18 protein-coding genes and 1 pseudogene are annotated in these 16924 nt (G+C 61.2%); 7 read left to right on the top strand and 12 right to left on the bottom strand.

The features are described 5' to 3' along the window. The 4 genes from AC3WW4_RS02635 to AC3WW4_RS02620 form a co-directional block, all read right to left on the bottom strand. Complete coding sequence (locus tag AC3WW4_RS02635) at positions 1 to 837, bottom strand: M90 family metallopeptidase (protein ID WP_488826839.1); 837 nt, start codon at positions 835 to 837, stop codon at positions 1 to 3. A gap of 52 nt (positions 838 to 889) precedes the next feature. Then, entirely contained in the window at positions 890 to 1525 is a 636-nt protein-coding gene (locus AC3WW4_RS02630) for a glutathione S-transferase family protein (protein WP_488826838.1), read from the bottom strand. Beyond that, positions 1516 to 2388 (bottom strand): glutathione-dependent disulfide-bond oxidoreductase, encoded by an 873-nt coding sequence (yghU, locus tag AC3WW4_RS02625; RefSeq protein WP_488826837.1) that lies wholly within the window; start codon positions 2386 to 2388, stop codon positions 1516 to 1518. Before yghU ends, AC3WW4_RS02630 begins: the two co-directional genes overlap by 10 nt. Positions 2389 to 2515: 127 nt before the next feature. Beyond that, positions 2516 to 3538: a helix-turn-helix transcriptional regulator gene (locus tag AC3WW4_RS02620; RefSeq protein WP_488826836.1), complete on the bottom strand. Its 1023-nt coding sequence runs from the start codon at positions 3536 to 3538 to the stop codon at positions 2516 to 2518. Between the two features lie 103 nt (positions 3539 to 3641). Here AC3WW4_RS02620 and AC3WW4_RS02615 point away from each other — a divergent pair, with 103 nt between their 5' ends. The 3 genes from AC3WW4_RS02615 to AC3WW4_RS02605 all read left to right on the top strand — a co-directional run bounded on the left by AC3WW4_RS02615 (position 3642) and on the right by AC3WW4_RS02605 (position 7213). After that, a complete protein-coding gene (locus AC3WW4_RS02615; protein ID WP_488826835.1) occupies positions 3642 to 5417 on the top strand; it encodes a hypothetical protein in 1776 nt (591 codons plus the stop codon). 51 nt (positions 5418 to 5468) lie between these two features. Continuing rightward, positions 5469 to 6233, top strand: coding sequence for a hypothetical protein (locus AC3WW4_RS02610; protein WP_488826834.1), 765 nt, complete (start codon positions 5469 to 5471; stop codon positions 6231 to 6233). 77 nt (positions 6234 to 6310) lie between these two features. Beyond that, on the top strand, positions 6311 to 7213 hold the full coding sequence (locus AC3WW4_RS02605; RefSeq protein WP_488829680.1) for a class I SAM-dependent methyltransferase: 903 nt from the start codon (positions 6311 to 6313) through the stop codon (positions 7211 to 7213). A 29-nt stretch (positions 7214 to 7242) separates the two neighbouring features. On the opposite strand, the gene AC3WW4_RS02600 is transcribed toward AC3WW4_RS02605, so the two are convergent. Continuing rightward, positions 7243 to 8295 carry a sigma 54-interacting transcriptional regulator gene (locus tag AC3WW4_RS02600; protein WP_488826833.1) on the bottom strand — a complete coding sequence of 351 codons (1053 nt, stop codon included), beginning with the start codon at positions 8293 to 8295 and terminating at the stop codon, positions 7243 to 7245. A 320-nt stretch (positions 8296 to 8615) separates the two neighbouring features. Here AC3WW4_RS02600 and AC3WW4_RS02595 point away from each other — a divergent pair, with 320 nt between their 5' ends. The 4 genes and pseudogenes from AC3WW4_RS02595 to AC3WW4_RS02580 all read left to right on the top strand — a co-directional run. After that, positions 8616 to 8849: a hypothetical protein gene (locus AC3WW4_RS02595; protein ID WP_488826832.1), complete on the top strand. Its 234-nt coding sequence runs from the start codon at positions 8616 to 8618 to the stop codon at positions 8847 to 8849. A gap of 41 nt (positions 8850 to 8890) precedes the next feature. Next, the gene (locus AC3WW4_RS02590; RefSeq protein ID WP_488826831.1) at positions 8891 to 9892 is read left to right on the top strand and encodes a helix-turn-helix transcriptional regulator; all 1002 of its coding nucleotides are present in this window, start codon (positions 8891 to 8893) and stop codon (positions 9890 to 9892) included. A 48-nt stretch (positions 9893 to 9940) separates the two neighbouring features. Further along, positions 9941 to 10711 carry a hypothetical protein gene (locus tag AC3WW4_RS02585; RefSeq protein WP_488826830.1) on the top strand — a complete coding sequence of 257 codons (771 nt, stop codon included), beginning with the start codon at positions 9941 to 9943 and terminating at the stop codon, positions 10709 to 10711. 130 nt (positions 10712 to 10841) lie between these two features. Beyond that, positions 10842 to 11072: pseudogene (locus AC3WW4_RS02580) on the top strand (class I SAM-dependent methyltransferase); the annotation flags it as partial. A gap of 36 nt (positions 11073 to 11108) precedes the next feature. Here AC3WW4_RS02580 and AC3WW4_RS02575 read toward each other — a convergent pair. From AC3WW4_RS02575 to AC3WW4_RS02545, 7 genes are all read right to left on the bottom strand, one after another. Continuing rightward, positions 11109 to 11402, bottom strand: a complete 294-nt coding sequence (locus tag AC3WW4_RS02575; protein WP_488826829.1) for an addiction module antidote protein — start codon at positions 11400 to 11402, stop codon at positions 11109 to 11111. Then, a complete protein-coding gene (locus AC3WW4_RS02570) occupies positions 11399 to 11512 on the bottom strand; it encodes a type II toxin-antitoxin system RelE/ParE family toxin (RefSeq protein WP_300155262.1) in 114 nt (37 codons plus the stop codon). The genes AC3WW4_RS02575 and AC3WW4_RS02570 overlap by 4 nt, the downstream gene beginning before the upstream one ends. A 66-nt stretch (positions 11513 to 11578) precedes the next feature. Continuing rightward, positions 11579 to 13267 carry a sigma 54-interacting transcriptional regulator gene (locus tag AC3WW4_RS02565; RefSeq protein WP_488826828.1) on the bottom strand — a complete coding sequence of 563 codons (1689 nt, stop codon included), beginning with the start codon at positions 13265 to 13267 and terminating at the stop codon, positions 11579 to 11581. Positions 13268 to 13282: 15 nt separating this feature from the next. Next, a complete protein-coding gene (cynS, locus tag AC3WW4_RS02560) occupies positions 13283 to 13726 on the bottom strand; it encodes a cyanase (protein WP_300155259.1) in 444 nt (147 codons plus the stop codon). Between the two features lie 54 nt (positions 13727 to 13780). After that, entirely contained in the window at positions 13781 to 14668 is an 888-nt protein-coding gene (locus AC3WW4_RS02555) for an ABC transporter ATP-binding protein (protein ID WP_373691926.1), read from the bottom strand. Next, entirely contained in the window at positions 14658 to 15524 is an 867-nt protein-coding gene (gene ntrB / locus AC3WW4_RS02550; protein ID WP_488826827.1) for a nitrate ABC transporter permease, read from the bottom strand. Before ntrB ends, AC3WW4_RS02555 begins: the two co-directional genes overlap by 11 nt. Before the next feature lies 1 nt (position 15525). Further along, on the bottom strand, positions 15526 to 16917 hold the full coding sequence (locus tag AC3WW4_RS02545) for a CmpA/NrtA family ABC transporter substrate-binding protein (protein WP_488826826.1): 1392 nt from the start codon (positions 16915 to 16917) through the stop codon (positions 15526 to 15528). Positions 16918 to 16924: the final 7 nt, after the last annotated feature.

Below are 16924 nucleotides of genomic sequence, written 5' to 3'. Positions count from 1 at the left end.
TCACCAGGCCGCCGGGTCCACCTGATAGAAGCCGGCCAGCTCGGCATAGAGGGCCGGCGCCTCCTGGGCCAGATCGGCGCCACGCTCGAAAAAGGCCTCGGTCGCCACGGCAAAGAACTCCACCGGCTCGCTCGCCCCGTAGGGGTCCAGCACCGTGTGCTCGCCTTGGGCCACCTGGGCCTGCAACTGCGCGAACGCCGCCTGCATCACCGCGGCCCAGCGGGCATGGCGCTGCGGGCTGCCCAGCTCGGGGGCGCCATTGCTCAGGCCATTTTCGGCATCGAGCTGGTGCGCAAACTCGTGCAACACCACATTGAAGGCATCGTCCGGGATGCGGGCGCTGTCCCGCGCCTCATCCCAGGCCAGGATCACCTGCCCCTCATCCCACGATTCACCCGCCCGCAACTCGTCATGGGCGTGCACCAGGCCGTGCTCGTCGGGCTGCGTGTGCTGCACCCAGAAGGCCCGGGGGTAGACCAGGATCTGGCGCAGGCGGGGATAGTAGTCGGTGGGGCGGTTGAGCAGCAGCAGGCAAGCCTGAGCCGCCACCGTGATGCGCACCTCGTCGGTGATCGCCTGACCTTCACAGCCGATGAAGGCCTTTTCGGCGACGAAGACCTGGATGTGGCCCTTGAGCTGGGCCTGCAAGTCGGCCGGCATGCGGCGCACCAAGGGCACGCGACGACGCAGGATGCGCTCCCAGGCCTGGGGAAACGCAGCGGCCTGCAGACGCCGGCGGCGCTGCGCCAGGCGTCGGGGCTGCGTCAGCAACCAGGCCACCCACAGCCCGGCCATCACCACCACGATCAACAAGGGAAGGGGACTGGCAACACTCACGTCTCAAACAAGGCCTTGCGGCACCGCAACCGACTCCGTGCCCATTGTGCCCTCACAGCGACATGGACGGTCGCTCGGCCATCGCCGCACGCCATCGCATCAGGTGCGGGTGCGCCTCGGTGACGCGCACCTTGACCACGCGCGCAAAGTCCACCACCACCACCGCCGTGATGTCGGCGATGCTGAAGCGGTCGGTGGCGATGAAGTCACGGTCGGCCAGGCGCGCGTTGAGCATGTCGAAGAACTGCTGCGTGCGCAACAGGCCGCGCTCGGCCAGCGCCGGGATCTGCGGGTGGTCCTGCGGGCCCGGCAAGGCGCGGTTGGCCATCGCCGGGTTGCCGTTGCGAAAGGCCTCGGCCACGGCCATCAGGCCTTCGAACTCCATGCGCCAGTTCCAGCTGGCCACCTCGGCCTTCTCGGCGGGCGAGACGCCCAGCAGGCGGTGCTGGGGGTACTGCGCCTCGACGTAGGCCGCGATCGCGGCGTTGTCGGTCAGCAGCAGGCCGCTCTCGGTGCGCAAGACCGGCACCGTGCACAGCGGGTTCACCGCGCGGAAGGCCTCGCTGAGTTGCTCGCCGGTGCGCAGATCCACCTGCACGGTCTCATGGGGGATGCCTTTTTCGGCCAGCAGGATGCGGGCGCGGCGCGGGCTGGGGGCGGTGGCGCAGTCGTAAAGGGTCAGGGGCATGCCAACTTGTCCTGGGTGTTCGTCTCGAAATCGCTGGCGTCATGGCGTTCATGCAACTGGCTAGCCGGGTCGCCCACCACGCGGTTGACCATGCGCCCGCGCCGGGCGCCCGGACGCTGCGCGATCTCCTCTGCCCAGCGTACGACATGGGTGTACTCGTGCACCTGCAGGAATTCCCCAGCTTCGTACAGCTGCCCCTTGGACAAGGCGCCGTACCAGGGCCAGATGGCCATGTCGGCGATGGTGTAGGTGTCGCCCACCATGTAGCGGTGCTCGGCCAGGTGACGGTTGAGCACGTCCATCTGGCGCTTGACCTCCATGGCGTAGCGGTCGATGGCGTATTCGAGCTTGACCGGGGCATAGGCATAGAAGTGCCCGAAGCCGCCGCCCAGGAAGGGCGCGCTGCCCACCTGCCAGAACAGCCACGACAGGCACTCGGCCCGCTGGGCGGGCTCGGTGGGCAGGAAGGCGCCGAACTTCTCGGCCAGGTAGATCAGGATGGCACCGGACTCGAACACGCGGATGGGCTCGGGGCCGCTGCGGTCCATCAGCGCGGGGATCTTGGAGTTGGGGTTGACCTCGACAAAGCCCGAGCCGAACTGCGCGCCCTCGTTGATACGGACCAGCCAGGCGTCGTACTCGGCGCCGGTGTGCCCGGCTTGCAGCAGCTCTTCGAGCATCACCGTCACCTTCACGCCATTGGGCGTGCCCAGCGAGTACAGCTGCAGCGGGTGCTTGCCCACGGGCAGGGCCTGTTCGTGGGTCGGGCCGGCGATGGGGCGGTTGATGTTGGCGAAGCGGCCGCCGTGGCCTGGGGTCCAGGTCCAGACGGCGGGGGGGATGTAGTCCTGCTGATCCGACATGCTTTGTGCTCCTGTGCAGTGTGCTTTCTTCGCAGGAGCACACTATGGCACTGAACAAAAGCCTCTGTGCAGCCCACGGTTGTGGCGCCAGCTACCGATCATCAGAAACACACGCATGGCGTTACTCCTACCGAGCTGCGTCAGCCTGATAGTGACTCAATGCCTGCTCCAGTCTCTGCCTCATCTCATCCCTCACTTCGACAGGCTCGATCACCTCAATATTCGCGCCGAGCCCAAGCAGCCACCAGACGAGCCGCTCGCTGTAGGGCATTTGTGTGATCAACGTGCGGCACCCCGATGCATCGCATTCGCTCCACTGATCGCTAGTCCCGACAGGTTGCTCGCAAAGGTGATCAGCAAGATCATCTGACACCCTCAAGACCCATCGCAACAGCCCCGGCTCGTCTCCCGGATCCGCATGTGCAGCCAGCCACTCGTCCGGATGAAAAGCGAGCCGATGACAAGGGTCTGGTAGCACCTCCACAGAACACATGCGATGCAAGGCAAACTGTTTGACGGTCTGCTCATGTCGAGCGACAAGGTAAACAACGCCATCACGAATCAGTAGCATCAGAGGATGCAGATAGCCATAGGTCTTGGCCTCTGACGTACCGCGAGGCATGTAACCCAGCAACAACTGCCGGTCCTCAAACAGCGCCTGCTGCACCGTTCTCAATACAGTTCGGTCGATCTCTGGCGGCTCCGGTAGCCAGAGTCGCGAACGCAATCGGACTTTGTCTTGCCAGTGTCCCTGAGCACTCGTAAGTTGTCGCGCTGCGCGCTTGGTGCGACGCTCCGCATCATTGACCACGACGGGTGGGGCTGCCAACGCCCCTAGTTGAGACAGCGTCTGCCAGATCACCGCCAGATCCGGATCCTGGCCAGGCAGCACCAGATCGGCATCCAGGGCATACAAGGGACGTTGCCTCTGGGTACGGTCACAGTGCAAGACCTCTGGCCCGAGTAGTTGCTGCAAATGAGCCAGATCTCTTTGCATGCGCTTCTTGGCGGTATCGGCGGATACCTCGATCGGCAGGTAAGCATCAATCTCGAACCGATCCGATACACGTTGCGCCAAATACCGAGGACTGATGGCATCGGGGAGGCGCGGAATGCACTGAAGCAAGGCAAACAGACGGTGGACAGGCATCTCTCAATCAGGCGGTTAGTTGAACCTCACTTTACGCGAGCTCCAGCGCACTAAGAGACAAAATTCGTCCCGTGTCCGGATTGAGTTTGCAGACACTGCGGCCATGTATCAAACCGAATTGTTCGACCTGGATTCATGGGGCCGCACACGTGGCATGGTCGTCGCACCACATCCTGAGCTGCGGCATCTGCATGTGGTTCTGCCCTGTGTCGGCTGCCATGGGCTTGCGCCCGCAGATCGCCTAACAGGCGTTTGGTGCGCGCTCGTCGATGTGCACACACCCTTGGCATTGCGATTCCGCATGCCTTATGCCTGCCTAGAGAGCCCTGATGTGCTCTGGACACGTGCCACCGACAGACTGACTCAAGCCCTCACACACCTGCAGTCCGAACAGCGCATCCATGACTTGGACGAGCACCCGAGCTTTCTTGACTGGCTAGATCCTGCCTGGTGGACGCCTGCCCCCCATGATCTGGTCTGGCAGGCGTGTCAATCAGGGTTGGTCAGCCTCAACACTCAAGGACAGGTGCAATCGGAAACATGGGGCAGTCGGACAGAGTCTGTCGCTCTCAACATCCTCGAACAGCACATGTCCTGTGTGACACAGGAATTGACAACCCTGGTGTCACTGATGCCCCGAGACGTTCGTCAGATTTTGGAGGAGCGCCGAAACCTGTCATGGAGCATGGTCTGCCGCCTCATGGCGCTTGCCCCAAATAAGCGTCAGGACGAGCGTGCTTACATCCTGCAAGCACTTAGGACTGAACCCATGCCTGTGCTCAAGCACCTGGCCTCAGACCCTCGTCATGACACCAACACATCACTCAGAGCTGTGGTGCTGGGCACCCGGCGCGCAAAAGATCACTGGAACGCCGAATGTGTGCCGTCTTGGCTAAGAAAACTGGCTTGGCGAAGCGTGTCCGCCTTGTCTGCTTCTCCCCTTCCATATGAAAGCTGGCTCGCTTTGCTGCGGTTGCTGGGCAGACTGATGGTCACAGACCGCTTCGTCCTCCAGCAAATTGCCCATGCCTGGGCGCAGATCGAACGACGGCACGCCATAGGGTTGGCGGACTATGAGCAAATGATCGAAATGGTCTGGCGTTTAGGCCGTCTAACCAAGACGCTTCATGACGACCTGCTTGGCTTGGCAAGCAACTTGTCCAGCCCTGCCTTACAAATCGACGGTCCGATTGGACGCCCGCAGCGCTGGGCGCAAGTCATGCACAAGCTGAGACAAGCCTCCCCTTCACGCCGTCATCAGGTCATCACGCTGATGTGCAAGCCATCTGCCAACGTACCGTTGCTGTTGTCACTGCTCTCAGACCTTGGTATCCATGAGGTCACCGAACGGATCAATGACTTGCTGCATCTGCAACCAGAGATCCCCGAACAACTGGTTCTGCCGGCTCATCTGTCGGTGCGTTGTCTCAATCATCTTGATGACATCCACACCGTCGGGCGGCAACTCCGAAACTGCCTAGCCTCTACGGAAACTGTGCTCAAAGGCTTGACACGTGCCGCGGCGCTTTACCTCATATCCCGTCATGGCACGCCCTTAGCGGCCCTTGCCATCCAGCGCAATCGAGAGACTTCCTGCGCATTCAAGCTGAAGTACGCGGATTTTGCCGAGCGGGCGAACGCTTCACCAGGCCCCGACGCCAAGAAAGTCGGCGAGGCCGTACTCAAGGCCATGGAAACGTGCGAATCTGATTGGCATCGCTTTGAGGAAGCGGCGCACGACATTGCAAAATGGGAATCTCTACTTTCAAGTGCACGCCACGTAGCAAAGGCGCATAACTCATGTAGCATTTCCCTGATTCAGCGACGCCTGCACCTCGGCTACAACATCTCAAGAACACTTATTGAAAACATGAAGTAACCCTACCTCAGGCGACTGCCATTCAGCAAAAAATGCACGAAGGACCCATCAATGAGCGAATCAAAATTCTCCCAATACGCGCTAGAGAAGTTCTCTGGCTGTGACTGCGACGAGCAGTCTGCGGGCACCCCCTCCAACCCATCGATATGGCTATTCGGGATTGAGCACGGCACATTCAGAAGTATTCATGACGAAACATACAAGCACGATGTTACCGACGACAAATACTCTGTCGCCACACAATTGAAGTGGCCGTACAACCAAAAGGCTTTCAAACTGCTCTCCGCCATAGACGGCCGCCCTTGCTCAGATTATTTAAGCTTTTCTCAAACCAAGCAACCTTTCGTAAAGGGAAGCCACGGATACTTCAAGGGTAATCTATATCCCATGGCTTGCCGCTCCATTGACAGCTGGACTGATCAATCCATATCGGAAACAGGATTCACAAGCAAATCAGAATATCAGTCATGGTGTAACTCACAACGAATCCCCACAATTCATGCATGGATCAATGAGTACCAACCACGACTTTTTATTGGAGTGGGCATCCGGCACGTAAACGACTTCGCTGAGGCGGTCTTTGGAGAGCGCGCACCATTGAGCCATCATCAATTTTCGGTCAACAACGCCAAAAAGAACATCTATTACCGTATTGACGGTTGGCGCAGACTTGTGGTCATCCCACACTTTGCGGGCGCAAACGGCTTGAACAGCAACGAGTCTATTCAACAGGTCGGCAGCTTCATCCGTCAGTCGTTACTGCAAAACGAAACTCCACGCGCCAGCGCAAGCTGCACGGCTACGACAAACACTTAACCGACAATGCACGCCTGCCTCATCCCGCCCCCTCCTGCCCCGTGATCCCACAAGCCTTGCTCGACGCCATCGCCACGATGACGCTGCCCCTGGATGCCCAACGCCTCTTTCACGGCCGCGGCGGTCTGTACCCTGGTTGCGAGCAATGGGCGCTGGACTGGTATCCGCCGGTCCTGCTGCTGACCAGCTACCAGCCGGTGAGCGACGATGCGCTGGCGCCCATCCAGGCTGCGCTCGCGGCCCGCTGGGCGGAACTGATGCCCGATCAGCCTTTGAACCTGGTGTTCCAGCACCGCGACGAGGTGCGCGCCGACACCCGTGTGCTCAGCGGCGCGGTGCCCGACCCGCATGTGGTCAGTGAGCAAGGCGCGCAGTTCAAGGTGCACCTGCTGCGCGGCTTCAACCACGGCCTGTTTCTGGACATGGGCGAGGGCCGCCGCTGGGTGCGCGAGCACGTGGCCCAGGCCAGCGCTGCGAGCCACCGCTACAAGGTCCTCAACCTGTTTGCCTACACCTGCGCCTTCTCGGTGGTGGCGATGCAGGCCGGCGCGCGTCAGGTCATCAACGTGGACATGGCCGGCGGGACGCTGTCGATTGGCAAGCAGAACCACCACCTCAACGGCATCACGTCGGACGTGAGCTTCCTGCCGCACGACATCTTCAGCTCCTGGGGCAAGATCAACCGCAGCGGCCCCTACGACCTCATCATCCTCGACCCGCCTACTTACCAAAAGGGCAGCTTTGTGGCCGAGAAGGACTACGCGCGTCTCATGCGCCGTCTGCCCGACTTGCTGATGCCGGGTGGCCATGCGCTGCTGTGCCTGAACTCGCCCAAACTGGGGCCTGGCTTTTTGCAGGACTTGATGGCGGTGGAGGCTCCGGAGCTGCGCTTTGTGGAGCGCGTGGCGAATCCGGCGGCGTTTGCGGATGTGGCGCCAGAGCGGGCGTTGAAGGTGTTGGTGTATCGGGCGCCGGATTGAATGCTTGGATCGGCCAGCCCCCAGAGGGATCAGCCCACCAAGATGCCTTCGACCAGCTTCTCAAAAAGAGCCTCGCACAAGGTAACCGGCCCAGTGTCTCGGCGCGGGTCCTTGCTCAGCGTGCCAATCAGGCGAAACTCGCCCGCATGCACCTCAAGGGTGTTCAACAGCATCCGCTGATCGACCTCGGACAAAACACCCAGGTCACGCAGAATCAACGTCCCACCCCACGCCTGAGCGATCGCACCTGAGGTGAATCGCCCATCTTCGGACTCCGAGCCAAAGATGCGTGCTCGAAGCTCTCCACGTGGCACCGATCGGCAATCAAGGCTCACCAGCGGACCTTCGGCCAAGGCACTGCGTGCGTGCACAACCTGTGCCAAGGATTGCACCTGCTCATGCTCATTTGAATCGGCGATCAGAAGCAGGTGAACATTCAAGCCCGAGGGGCGCACACCTCGTTTTTTGCTTTCATGCAAGAAGTTGTTGATCGGCAATGTCTCCGGCGCCAGAAACGACTCCTGCGGCCATCTCCACGGCGTTCTCGCGTGTCGCACGACTGCCCCCTGTCGCCACCACGGTGGCAGGGTCTCATTGAGCAACTCAATCCTGCGCGACACAGACTCCAATCCCCCATTGCTGGTTACGCGAACCACCCGCCCTCCATAGCCAAGAACCGCGCGCGCCGTCCAGACCGCGACCAGGGCGGGCGGGCACGACGACAGCAAGCGCGTCACCACAGACCCATACGGCAACTGTCGGCCCACCATCCACGATGCCACTTCCCGGTCCAACGCCGCGATATCGTCTTGATCGGTGAACGACAACGGCCTGATCTCAATCCTGTCAGCGGGATAGGTGGTGTGCGCCAGTAACCATTCGCGGTATCGCTCTGCGGCGTGAGTGTCCGCACCACACAAGAGGGAGACCTGCGCGTAGTGGCCCTGCACCTTCAAGGTGTCGGCAATCGGTCCCAAACCACCATCTCCAGAAGCCAGGACGGCCGCATGATCCGCTGCGCCTATCCACGCCACGAAATACTCCTTCTGCCATGACGCCGGCTTCTTGAGCGCATCCACCATCCTTCACCTCCCTCGTCAACAATCAGTCAGATCACCGCGTAGCACCATCGCCGCTGCACACCTGCTGGTGAGAACGACCATCCAGATTGCCGTGAAGTCCGCATCAGCCCAAGAGGTCATTCCAAACGTCGGGACTGCCCCACTCAAAATCGGTAGCCGCCGTCACCACAGACCAGCACCGCAACCATAGCGATGGACGCGACGACATGTGTCGCAAGACGCATTCGGCAGGTACATCGACAGTTGCGACACATGTTGTCGCAACTGGACACACAATCACCACAACGCCGCATGGGTGGCGTCTTGATGAGGGGCGCAAGATGAACACATCTTCTGAAGCTCTGGCCAGCGTACAAGCGCGGTGGGATGAACTGTTCAGCCGCATCGACCAAGTCTTCATTACCGGCTCAGTGAGTCTATGGACTCCAACGGAGAGAACACGCTTCCTGGCAGACATCAAGGAGCCTTGCCATCTGCAGATCTGGAACCTCGGACTCACGACCTACAAGCCCATCGCGGCCATGACAGCGGACGACCTGATCGACTGCGACTGACTCACATTTGCCCCCTGAAACCCATACCCACCAAGGCACAAATGTCCAAACAATCGCCACATGACACGCTGGAACGCCTATGGGACTTGCTCGAGTTGCTACCCAACTCACAGCCGGGACGCACGGCGAACGAACTTGCCGAAGCGCTTGAAAACAATGGATCCGCGATCACAACTCGAACCGTTGAACGCGACTTGGTCAAGATGGCTGACCGACTGTGGGTCGAACATGACGGTGCACGGCCTCAGCGTTGGTGCAAGGGCAAGCCAAAGACACTGGATGCAGTGGGAATAACCACCAGTGCGGCATTGACGCTATGCTTGATGGACCGCTACGTGAGCCACGTCCTTCCGAATGCCCTCACGGATGAGTTCAGGGCGCTGTTCGACAAAGCGGCCAACAAACTGGAGAGCATCAGAGAGCAAAACCGGCTGAGCCAATGGGTGGGCAAAGTGGCTGTCGAGCCGGCGACCCTGCCTACGCTTCCAGCCAAAGTCAAACCTGAAGTCGTCAAGGTGGTTCAAGAGTGCCTGCTGTCCGAAGAGCAGATCGAGATCGACTACCAAAGCAACCCTGAAGTTGACGCCAAGAAGCACGTCTTGAATCCCCTGGGTTTGGTGCAGGTTGGACCCATCACTTATCTGGTCGCTACTCCTTCAGGGACGGAGCAGCCATTGACATTTGCCCTGCACCGGATCTCTCAAGCAAAAAGATCCTACACGCCACTCATCAAACCTTCTGGGTTTTCACTGGACGCATTTGTGGCAGAAGGAGGCGTTCAGTTTGGCAGCAAGGGGACCATCTCGCTGAAACTGTGGGTATCCCGTGTTTTGGGTAGATCTTTGGCCGAGACACCCTTGAGCAAAGATCAGAAAATGCAGCCCGTCAGTGATGGCCATACCCTCACCGCCACCCTGCCCAATACTTGGCGGCTGAAATGGTGGATACTATCGAAATCTGGAGATATCGAGGTTATTGAGCCCTCAACTCTCAGAGGTGAAATTAGCTCCACACTTCGCGACGCAGCGAACCGCTACACCTAGAAATATCAACCCAACACTTGATTGTCGCTACGAGACTGGAGCAACCACATGTCACAGCCTATTTTTGCAGCCAGCCTGCCAGAAGCCGCAAATCTGTCCATGGGGCAGAATAACAGATGGAAAGCTTCGCCTAGCTTGACTTCACTGCTACTTACCGCACGCAACAATTATGACTGGCCATCAGGGACCGGCGCAGCCAAGAGTCAAAATATCATAATAGACCTTGAGAACGATGTCGCACAACTTTTGAAATCCCCCTCACCCGAAAATACCCACACGATAGCGGTAAAGGTATCATCTTGGGCTGGCAACAATAAGAAATCTCACGACCAGATCGTGATGTCGTCGCCCCACATAAAATCTGCAATCCATACAAGCATTTTGAGTCTTATCGCCCCCAGCACGGTGCATCAGGGCCTACTGGGACTTTGTGCCGTCCCTGGCATCAGTCTTGTCATCGCATCAAAAATCTATCGATTCTGCGATCCTCAGCATGGCGCTGCAGTTGATCGACACGCTTCCTACTTCACCAACTCCCTATACTCCAACCAAGGAGTCCGAACCACAGAGTTCCTGAGAGAGTGGAGCAATAGCAAGCATCGCGCGTCTCGACTTGCGATCTACTCACAAAGCAAACTCAAACAGAACCTCAACGAATACATAGAAAATTATTTGCCAACACTGGCGGACATTGCCACCCACCTCAATAGCACGCATAATTTTTACACCTGCTCAGAAACAAAAGCTCGTAAGCCATGGCGCCCTGCTGACGTCGAAATGGCGGCCTATTATTGGTGGGCTCAAAATGGTGCCCGTTAATTTAGTTCCACCCACTCACAAAGAGAGCGGGCCCGAGGCCAAGGCTGCTAACGAGCAGTTCATTGAGTGCGCCACGGCACCATCTGAGCCAAAAGGAAGCATCGCATGAATAAATCACGCCGTGATCTCTTCGACCGAGCGGGTTGCCCATTTGATGAAGCATGCCGACCTGCTGATGCCCGGTGGGCACGCGCTGCTGTGCCTGAACTCGCCCAAACTGGGGCCGGGCTTTTTGCAGGATCTGATGGCGGTGGAGGCGCCGGAGTTGCGCTTTGTGGAGCGTGTGGCGAATCCGGCGGCGTTTGCGGATGTGGCCGAAGACCGCGCGTTGAAGGTGCTGGTGTACCGGGCGCCGGATTGAGGGGCTGAAACCGTTTTGACCTTGGCGTGCGCACGGTCAACCTTGCGTTTTCTGCACTGACAACTTGAAGCCCAGGCCCTTCATGACCTTGAACAGCGTCTCTGAACTGGGCGCACGCTCGCCCGACAAACTCTTGTAAAGGCTTTCTCTGGACAACCCGGTGTCGGCGGCCAGTTGCGCCATGCCGCGTGCCTTGGCGATGTCACCCAGCGCCGCCGCCAGAAGCTTGGGATCCCCATCTTCCAGCGCCACCTGAAGATAGGCCTGCATGTCTTCTTCGCTACTGAGGTAATCGGCAGCGTCAAACGCCTTCAGCTTGATCTTGCTCATGGCAACTCCTTGGCCATGTCCATGGCCATTTCAATGTCGCGCTGCTGACTGGCTTTGTCTCCGCCGCCCAGCATGATCACGATGGCTCCCGATCGCTCCACGTAGTACATGCGCCAGCCCGGGCCGAAACACCTCCCAACTGTAGCCACACGGATACAACCTAGCAAGTCAACGCGTCAAAGTCCAGAATCCCTTGCCCCCACACCCTTCAGCTTGACCATCCGGTAATTGAACTGCCGCAAGGTCAGCCCCAGGGCCTGCGCGGCACGGGAGCGGTTGCCGCCTTGTTGCCGCAAGGCCTCCGTCAAATCGGCCAGTGCATGGGAGGCTGCGGGCAGGTATGGCCGGACCAGGGTCACGTCCATTGCCGCGGGACGCGGGACGCGGTCGTCCGCCGTGAAGCGCGCGCGCATCGCGTCCGCCAGCGAGGTGCGCGGCAGAAAGCGCTCGATGTCGGCCGCCTCCAGCACGCTCTGGTCACCCAGCAACACCATGCGCTCGATCAGGTTGGCCAGCTCGCGGATGTTGCCGGGCCAGGCGTGCGCCTGCAGGCGCTGCAGGGCGCCCGGGCTGAGGTTGACGTTGCGCTGGTTGGCCTGGTTGAAGCGGTTGAGAAAGTGAATCGCCAGCTCATGCACATCGGCGCTGCGCTCACGCAAGGCGGGCAGCCGGATGGGGATCACATTGAGCCGGTAGAACAGGTCTTCGCGGAAGGCGCCCAGGGTCACTTCGTGAGCCAGATCGCGGTTGGTGGCGGCCACCAGCCGGGCATCGATGTGCACCTCGCGCTTGCCGCCCAGGCGCACGATGGTGCCCTCCTGCAAGGTGCGCAAGAGCTTGGTCTGCATGGACAGCGGCAGCTCGCCAATCTCGTCCAGAAAAATGGTGCCGCCGTGCGCCTGCTCGAACAGACCGGCGCGCGAACCCACGGCCCCGGTGAAGGCGCCCTTCTCGTAGCCGAACAGCTCCGACTCGAACAGGGTTTCGGGAATGGCCGCGCAATTGACCTTGATGAAGGGGTGATCTCGGCGCGGGCTGGCTAGGTGCAGCGCGCGGGCGAACATCTCCTTGCCGGTGCCCGACTCGCCCAGCAGCAGCACACTGGCCTTGGTGGCGGCCACCTGCTCCAGTTCGGCGATCGAGCGCAGCAACACCGGCGAGGTGCCCACAATGCCGTAGCGCGCGGGCGAGGCCTCCAGCGCCTGCGTGAGCGCCATGTTGTGCGCCTCCAGCGTGCGGGTGCGCTGCTCCACTGTGAAGCGCAGCTCCAGCAACTGGCCGATCAGCGTGGCGAGGATGCCCAGGATGGTCAGGTCATCGGCCAGCGAGCGATAGCGATGGCGGATGCGATGGCAGGCCAGCACCCCGACGGTGGACAGCCCGACCCGCACCGGCATGGCGATAAAGGATACCGGCCCCGGCGGCAGGTCGTCCCGCTGCACCGTGCGGCACAGGAAGGTCGGCTCGCGGTCGATGTCCTGCACGATGATGAGCTGCCCCGTGGCCAGCACACGGCCTGTGACGCCCTCGCCGCGCCGAAAGTGCCCCCGTTCGCGCTCGTCCCGCGTCAGCCCGTAGGCATAGCGGATGCTGGCCGACGCGACCTTCAGGCTGCTGCCGGGCGGCAGGTCCATGAGGGCTTCGAGGTTGTCGGCCAGCACGATCCGCCCCCGGTTCAGACCGAGCAGTTCGGAGCACAGGTGCAGCATCTCGCGCAGCACCACGTCCGGCGCCAGGCTCTTGCCGATGTGCTTCATCACCTCCCGCATCAGGAGCATTTCCTGCGCGTGCCAGTTGCCGGCGCCCGGGGCAAGATCGGCCCCGGGCGCACCCGGCAAATCAGGGGTCGCGGGAGAGGTGTGCATGCGCGCCTGTACCGATCAGTACTGCTTGTAGGGCAGGAACTTGCCGGACAGCACCACATTGACGCGGTCGCCCTTGGGGTCGGCCTGACGCTGGATGTCCATGCTGAAGTCGATGGCGCTCATGATGCCGTCACCGAACTCCTCGTGGATCAGCTCCTTGATCGTGCTGCCGTAGACACTCACCACTTCGTACCAACGGTAGATCAGCGGGTCGGTGGGCACCGGCGTGGGCAGCGAGCCCTTGTAGGGCACCACCTGCAGCCATTTGCGCTCCTCGTCGCTGAGGTCGAAGATGTCGCCCACGATGGCGGCCTGGGCAGCATCAAAGGTCATCTGGCCCAGGCAGCCGGCTGTCGTCCACTCCTTGGAGAGGCCGAGCTTGTGGGCGACCTCTTCCCACTTGATGCCTTTGGACACCTTGGTGCTGATGATTTTTTCGGTGACGTCCATGCGGTTCATGAGAACTCCAATCTTGATGTGAGGAAGAAAAGGGTTGAGAAAAATCAGGCTCGCTCAGTGAGCCTTGGCGCGCGACACCAGAAAGTCGACGATGTGGTTGCGCAGGTCGTAATAGCCATCGAGGTGATGCAAGGTGGCGCGGGTGCGCTCGCGGGGCAGTGGGTTGACCACCACCTCGGCGATGCCGCCGGGCTTGTAGCCTTGGTCGGTCTCGGCGCCGTTGCTCATCAGCAAGATGCGATCGGCCAGCAAGATGGCTTCGTCCACATCGTGGGTGATCATGAACACCGTCTGATGGGTCTCGCGCACGATGCCCATCAGCTCGTCCTGGATGGTGCCGCGCGTCAGCGCATCCAGGGCGCCAAAGGGCTCGTCGAGCAAGAGCATCTTGGGCTGGATGGAGAAGGCCCGGGCAATGCCCACCCGCTGCTTCATGCCGCCGGACAACTGGCTGGGCTTCTTGTCGATCGCTGGCGTCAGGCCCACCAACTGCACGAACTTCTCGACATGCGCGTTTATCTGCGCTGCCGACCAATCCGGCCAGCGAGACTTGACGGCAAAGGCGATGTTCTGGCGCACCGTCAGCCACGGCATCAGGGCATGCCCCTGGAACACCACCCCGCGCTCCAGGCTGGGCCCGACCATCTCCCGCGACTCCATGAACACATGGCCTGCGGTGGCGGTGTCCAGCCCGGCCAGCACGTTCAAGATGGTGGTCTTGCCGCAGCCCGAGTGGCCGATGACGCAGACAAACTCGCCGCGGTCCAGCGTGAAGGAGACATCGGCAAACACGGGCTTGTCGGCCACATAGGCCTTGCCGAGACGTTCAATCTGAAGCAGAGGGGTCTTCACGGGAGCCTTTCCTGCGGATGCTGTGAGGTCGGGCGCGGGCGCCGGCGGTGCGGTCTTGAGGCCACCGAGGGCCGAGGTGTCAATCCACATAGGTCACCGCCTTCTGCAGTCGGCCAAAGGCCAGGTCCAGCAACATGCCCACCACGCCGATGACAAGCACGGCAAAGATCACATTGCTCAGGGAGAGGTTGTTCCACTCGTTCCAGACGAAGTAGCCGATGCCCGTGCCGCCCACCAGCATCTCGGCGGCCACGATCACCAGCCAGGCAATGCCCATGCTGATGCGCATGCCGGTGAGGATGGTGGGGGCCGCGGCCGGCAGGATCACCTGCAGCGCCTTGCGCAAGGGGCTGACCTCCAGCGTGGCCGCCACGTTGAGCCATTCCTTCTTGACCGCCGCCACGCCAAAGGCGGTGTTCACCAGCATCGGCCAGATCGAGCAGATGAAGATCACGAAGATCCCGCTGAGGGTCGAGTCCTTGATGGTGTAAAGCGCCAGCGGCATCCAGGCCAGGGGGCTGATCGGCTTGAGGACCTGGATGAAGGGGTCCAGCGCCCGGTTCAGCAGAGGCGACATCCCGATCACGAAACCCAGCGGGATCGCGACCAGGCAGGCCAGGCCAAAGCCCAACGCCACACGACCCAGCGAGTGCGCCAGCTGGATGCCCACGCCCTTGTCGTTGGGGCCGTTGTCATAGAAGGGCTGCGAGAGATGCGACCACACCGTCTCACCCATCTGGCCCAGCGTGGGGAAGCCATCGGCTTTCTTGGCCGAGGGGTCCTGCCCCATCATCTGCGCGTACTCGATCTGCTCGGGCGTCAGGCCGGCCCCGGCGACGGCGCCGCCCGCGCTCGCGGTGGCGACGTACCAGATGCCGAGGATGGCCACGAGGATCAGGCCCGACAGCAAACCGGCGCGCACTTTCAGGTTCTTGGCGACACTCATCTCACACCTCCTTTCGGATGGCAAAGCTCTTCAGGTAGGCATCGGCCTTGGCGGCATCGAACTCCTTGCCCATCACCTTGAACTTGGGCGAGGCGGCCGCCGGGGCCGGCTGGCCCAGCGCCTTCATGTGCTTGCGGGCATCGGTCATCAGGAACACCTTCTCGGCAATCTGGCGGTAGTTCACATCGCCCTTGAGGTAGCCCCAGCGCTGCATCTGCGTGAGCATCCACACGGCCATGCTGTCCCAGGGCATCGGGTCGAAGTCCGCACGCGAGGGCACGTTCTTCACATTGCCCAGGCCATCGGCAAAGCGCCCGGTGAGCACCTGCTTGACCACCACCTCGGGCTGATTCAGGTACTGCGGCTTGGAGATGACACCCGCGATCAGGTCCCGGTTCTTCGGGCCGCGCGCCATGGCCGCAGCGGTCAACACGGCGCGGTAGAGCGCGGCAAAGGTGTTGGGGTTCTTCTGCACGAACTCGGCGCTGGTACCGAAGGCGCAGCACGGGTGGCCGTCCCAGATGTCCTTGGTGAGCAGGTGGATGAAGCCCACCTCTTCGTAGACCGCGCGCTGATTGAAGGGATCGGGGCCCAGGAAGCCGTCGATGTTGCCCGCACGCAGGTTGGCCACCATCTCGGCCGGGGGCACCACGCGCAGCTGCACATCGGTATCGGGGTTCAGGCCCGCCTCGGCCAGGTAGTAGCGCAACAGGAAGTTGTGCATGCTGAACTCGAAGGGGATGGCGAACTTGAAGCCCTTCCAGTTCTTCGGGTCGCGGTTGTTCTTGTGCTTGAGCGCCAGGGTGATGGCCTGGCCGTTGACGTTCTGGATCGTCGCCACCTGCATGGCCTTGGCGCTTGAGCCCAGGCCCAGCGTGATGGCCAGCGGCATCGGGCTCAGGAAGTGCGAGGCGTCGTACTCGTTGTTGAGCATCTTGTCGCGCACCAGCGCCCAGCCTGCCGTCTTGCTGAGTTCCACATTCAGCCCTTGCTGTTTGTAAAACCCCAGGGGGTGCGCCATGATCAGCGGCGTGGCACAGGTGATGGGGATGAAGCCGATTTTCAGGTTGGTCTTCTCCAGCGCGCCCTTGTCCTGCGCCATGGCCTGCAGGCTGGCCAGGGGCAGCACGCTGGCGATCGCCGCCATGGCCGTGCGTTGCCCGACGGCATTGATGAAGGCGCGGCGGGTGGCTTCCACCGGGAAGAGGGCTTTCACCGCGGCCGCTTCGATGAAATCGCGCGACAGGGTGTCCACATCGGTGGCGCGGGCCTCGGTCGCGGCCAGCGTGGCGGCGTCATGCTCGGCACTGCTGGCGTGTTGTCCGCAGGTGCAACCGCCCAGTCGGGCAAGCGGCGAATACGGGCGATAGATGTTGTCGTCAGAGTTCGTCATGGCGTGG

It is taken from the genome of Aquabacterium sp. TM01, assembly GCF_057808345.1.
Note: the sequence above shows the minus strand (reverse complement) of the source record. Positions and strands in the feature narration are given on the sequence as shown.

What these genes read in the sequence shown, in the direction of transcription:
- AC3WW4_RS02615 (WP_488826835.1), top strand. Translation starts at nt 3,642, where the DNA reads ATGTATCAAACCGAATTGTTCGACCTGGATTCATGGGGCCGCACACGT.
- AC3WW4_RS02570 (WP_300155262.1), bottom strand. Translation starts at nt 11,512, where the DNA reads ATGTACTACGTGGAGCGATCGGGAGCCATCGTGATCATGCTGGGCGGC.
- AC3WW4_RS02575 (WP_488826829.1), bottom strand. Translation starts at nt 11,402, where the DNA reads ATGAGCAAGATCAAGCTGAAGGCGTTTGACGCTGCCGATTACCTCAGT.
- AC3WW4_RS02595 (WP_488826832.1), top strand. Translation starts at nt 8,616, where the DNA reads ATGAACACATCTTCTGAAGCTCTGGCCAGCGTACAAGCGCGGTGGGAT.
- AC3WW4_RS02600 (WP_488826833.1), bottom strand. Translation starts at nt 8,295, where the DNA reads ATGGTGGATGCGCTCAAGAAGCCGGCGTCATGGCAGAAGGAGTATTTC.
- AC3WW4_RS02585 (WP_488826830.1), top strand. Translation starts at nt 9,941, where the DNA reads ATGTCACAGCCTATTTTTGCAGCCAGCCTGCCAGAAGCCGCAAATCTG.
- AC3WW4_RS02605 (WP_488829680.1), top strand. Translation starts at nt 6,311, where the DNA reads ATGACGCTGCCCCTGGATGCCCAACGCCTCTTTCACGGCCGCGGCGGT.
- AC3WW4_RS02565 (WP_488826828.1), bottom strand. Translation starts at nt 13,267, where the DNA reads ATGCACACCTCTCCCGCGACCCCTGATTTGCCGGGTGCGCCCGGGGCC.
- AC3WW4_RS02590 (WP_488826831.1), top strand. Translation starts at nt 8,891, where the DNA reads ATGTCCAAACAATCGCCACATGACACGCTGGAACGCCTATGGGACTTG.
- AC3WW4_RS02630 (WP_488826838.1), bottom strand. Translation starts at nt 1,525, where the DNA reads ATGCCCCTGACCCTTTACGACTGCGCCACCGCCCCCAGCCCGCGCCGC.
- AC3WW4_RS02620 (WP_488826836.1), bottom strand. Translation starts at nt 3,538, where the DNA reads ATGCCTGTCCACCGTCTGTTTGCCTTGCTTCAGTGCATTCCGCGCCTC.
- yghU (WP_488826837.1), bottom strand. Translation starts at nt 2,388, where the DNA reads ATGTCGGATCAGCAGGACTACATCCCCCCCGCCGTCTGGACCTGGACC.
- cynS (WP_300155259.1), bottom strand. Translation starts at nt 13,726, where the DNA reads ATGAACCGCATGGACGTCACCGAAAAAATCATCAGCACCAAGGTGTCC.
- AC3WW4_RS02555 (WP_373691926.1), bottom strand. Translation starts at nt 14,668, where the DNA reads ATGTGGATTGACACCTCGGCCCTCGGTGGCCTCAAGACCGCACCGCCG.
- ntrB (WP_488826827.1), bottom strand. Translation starts at nt 15,524, where the DNA reads ATGAGTGTCGCCAAGAACCTGAAAGTGCGCGCCGGTTTGCTGTCGGGC.
- AC3WW4_RS02545 (WP_488826826.1), bottom strand. Translation starts at nt 16,917, where the DNA reads ATGACGAACTCTGACGACAACATCTATCGCCCGTATTCGCCGCTTGCC.
- AC3WW4_RS02610 (WP_488826834.1), top strand. Translation starts at nt 5,469, where the DNA reads ATGAGCGAATCAAAATTCTCCCAATACGCGCTAGAGAAGTTCTCTGGC.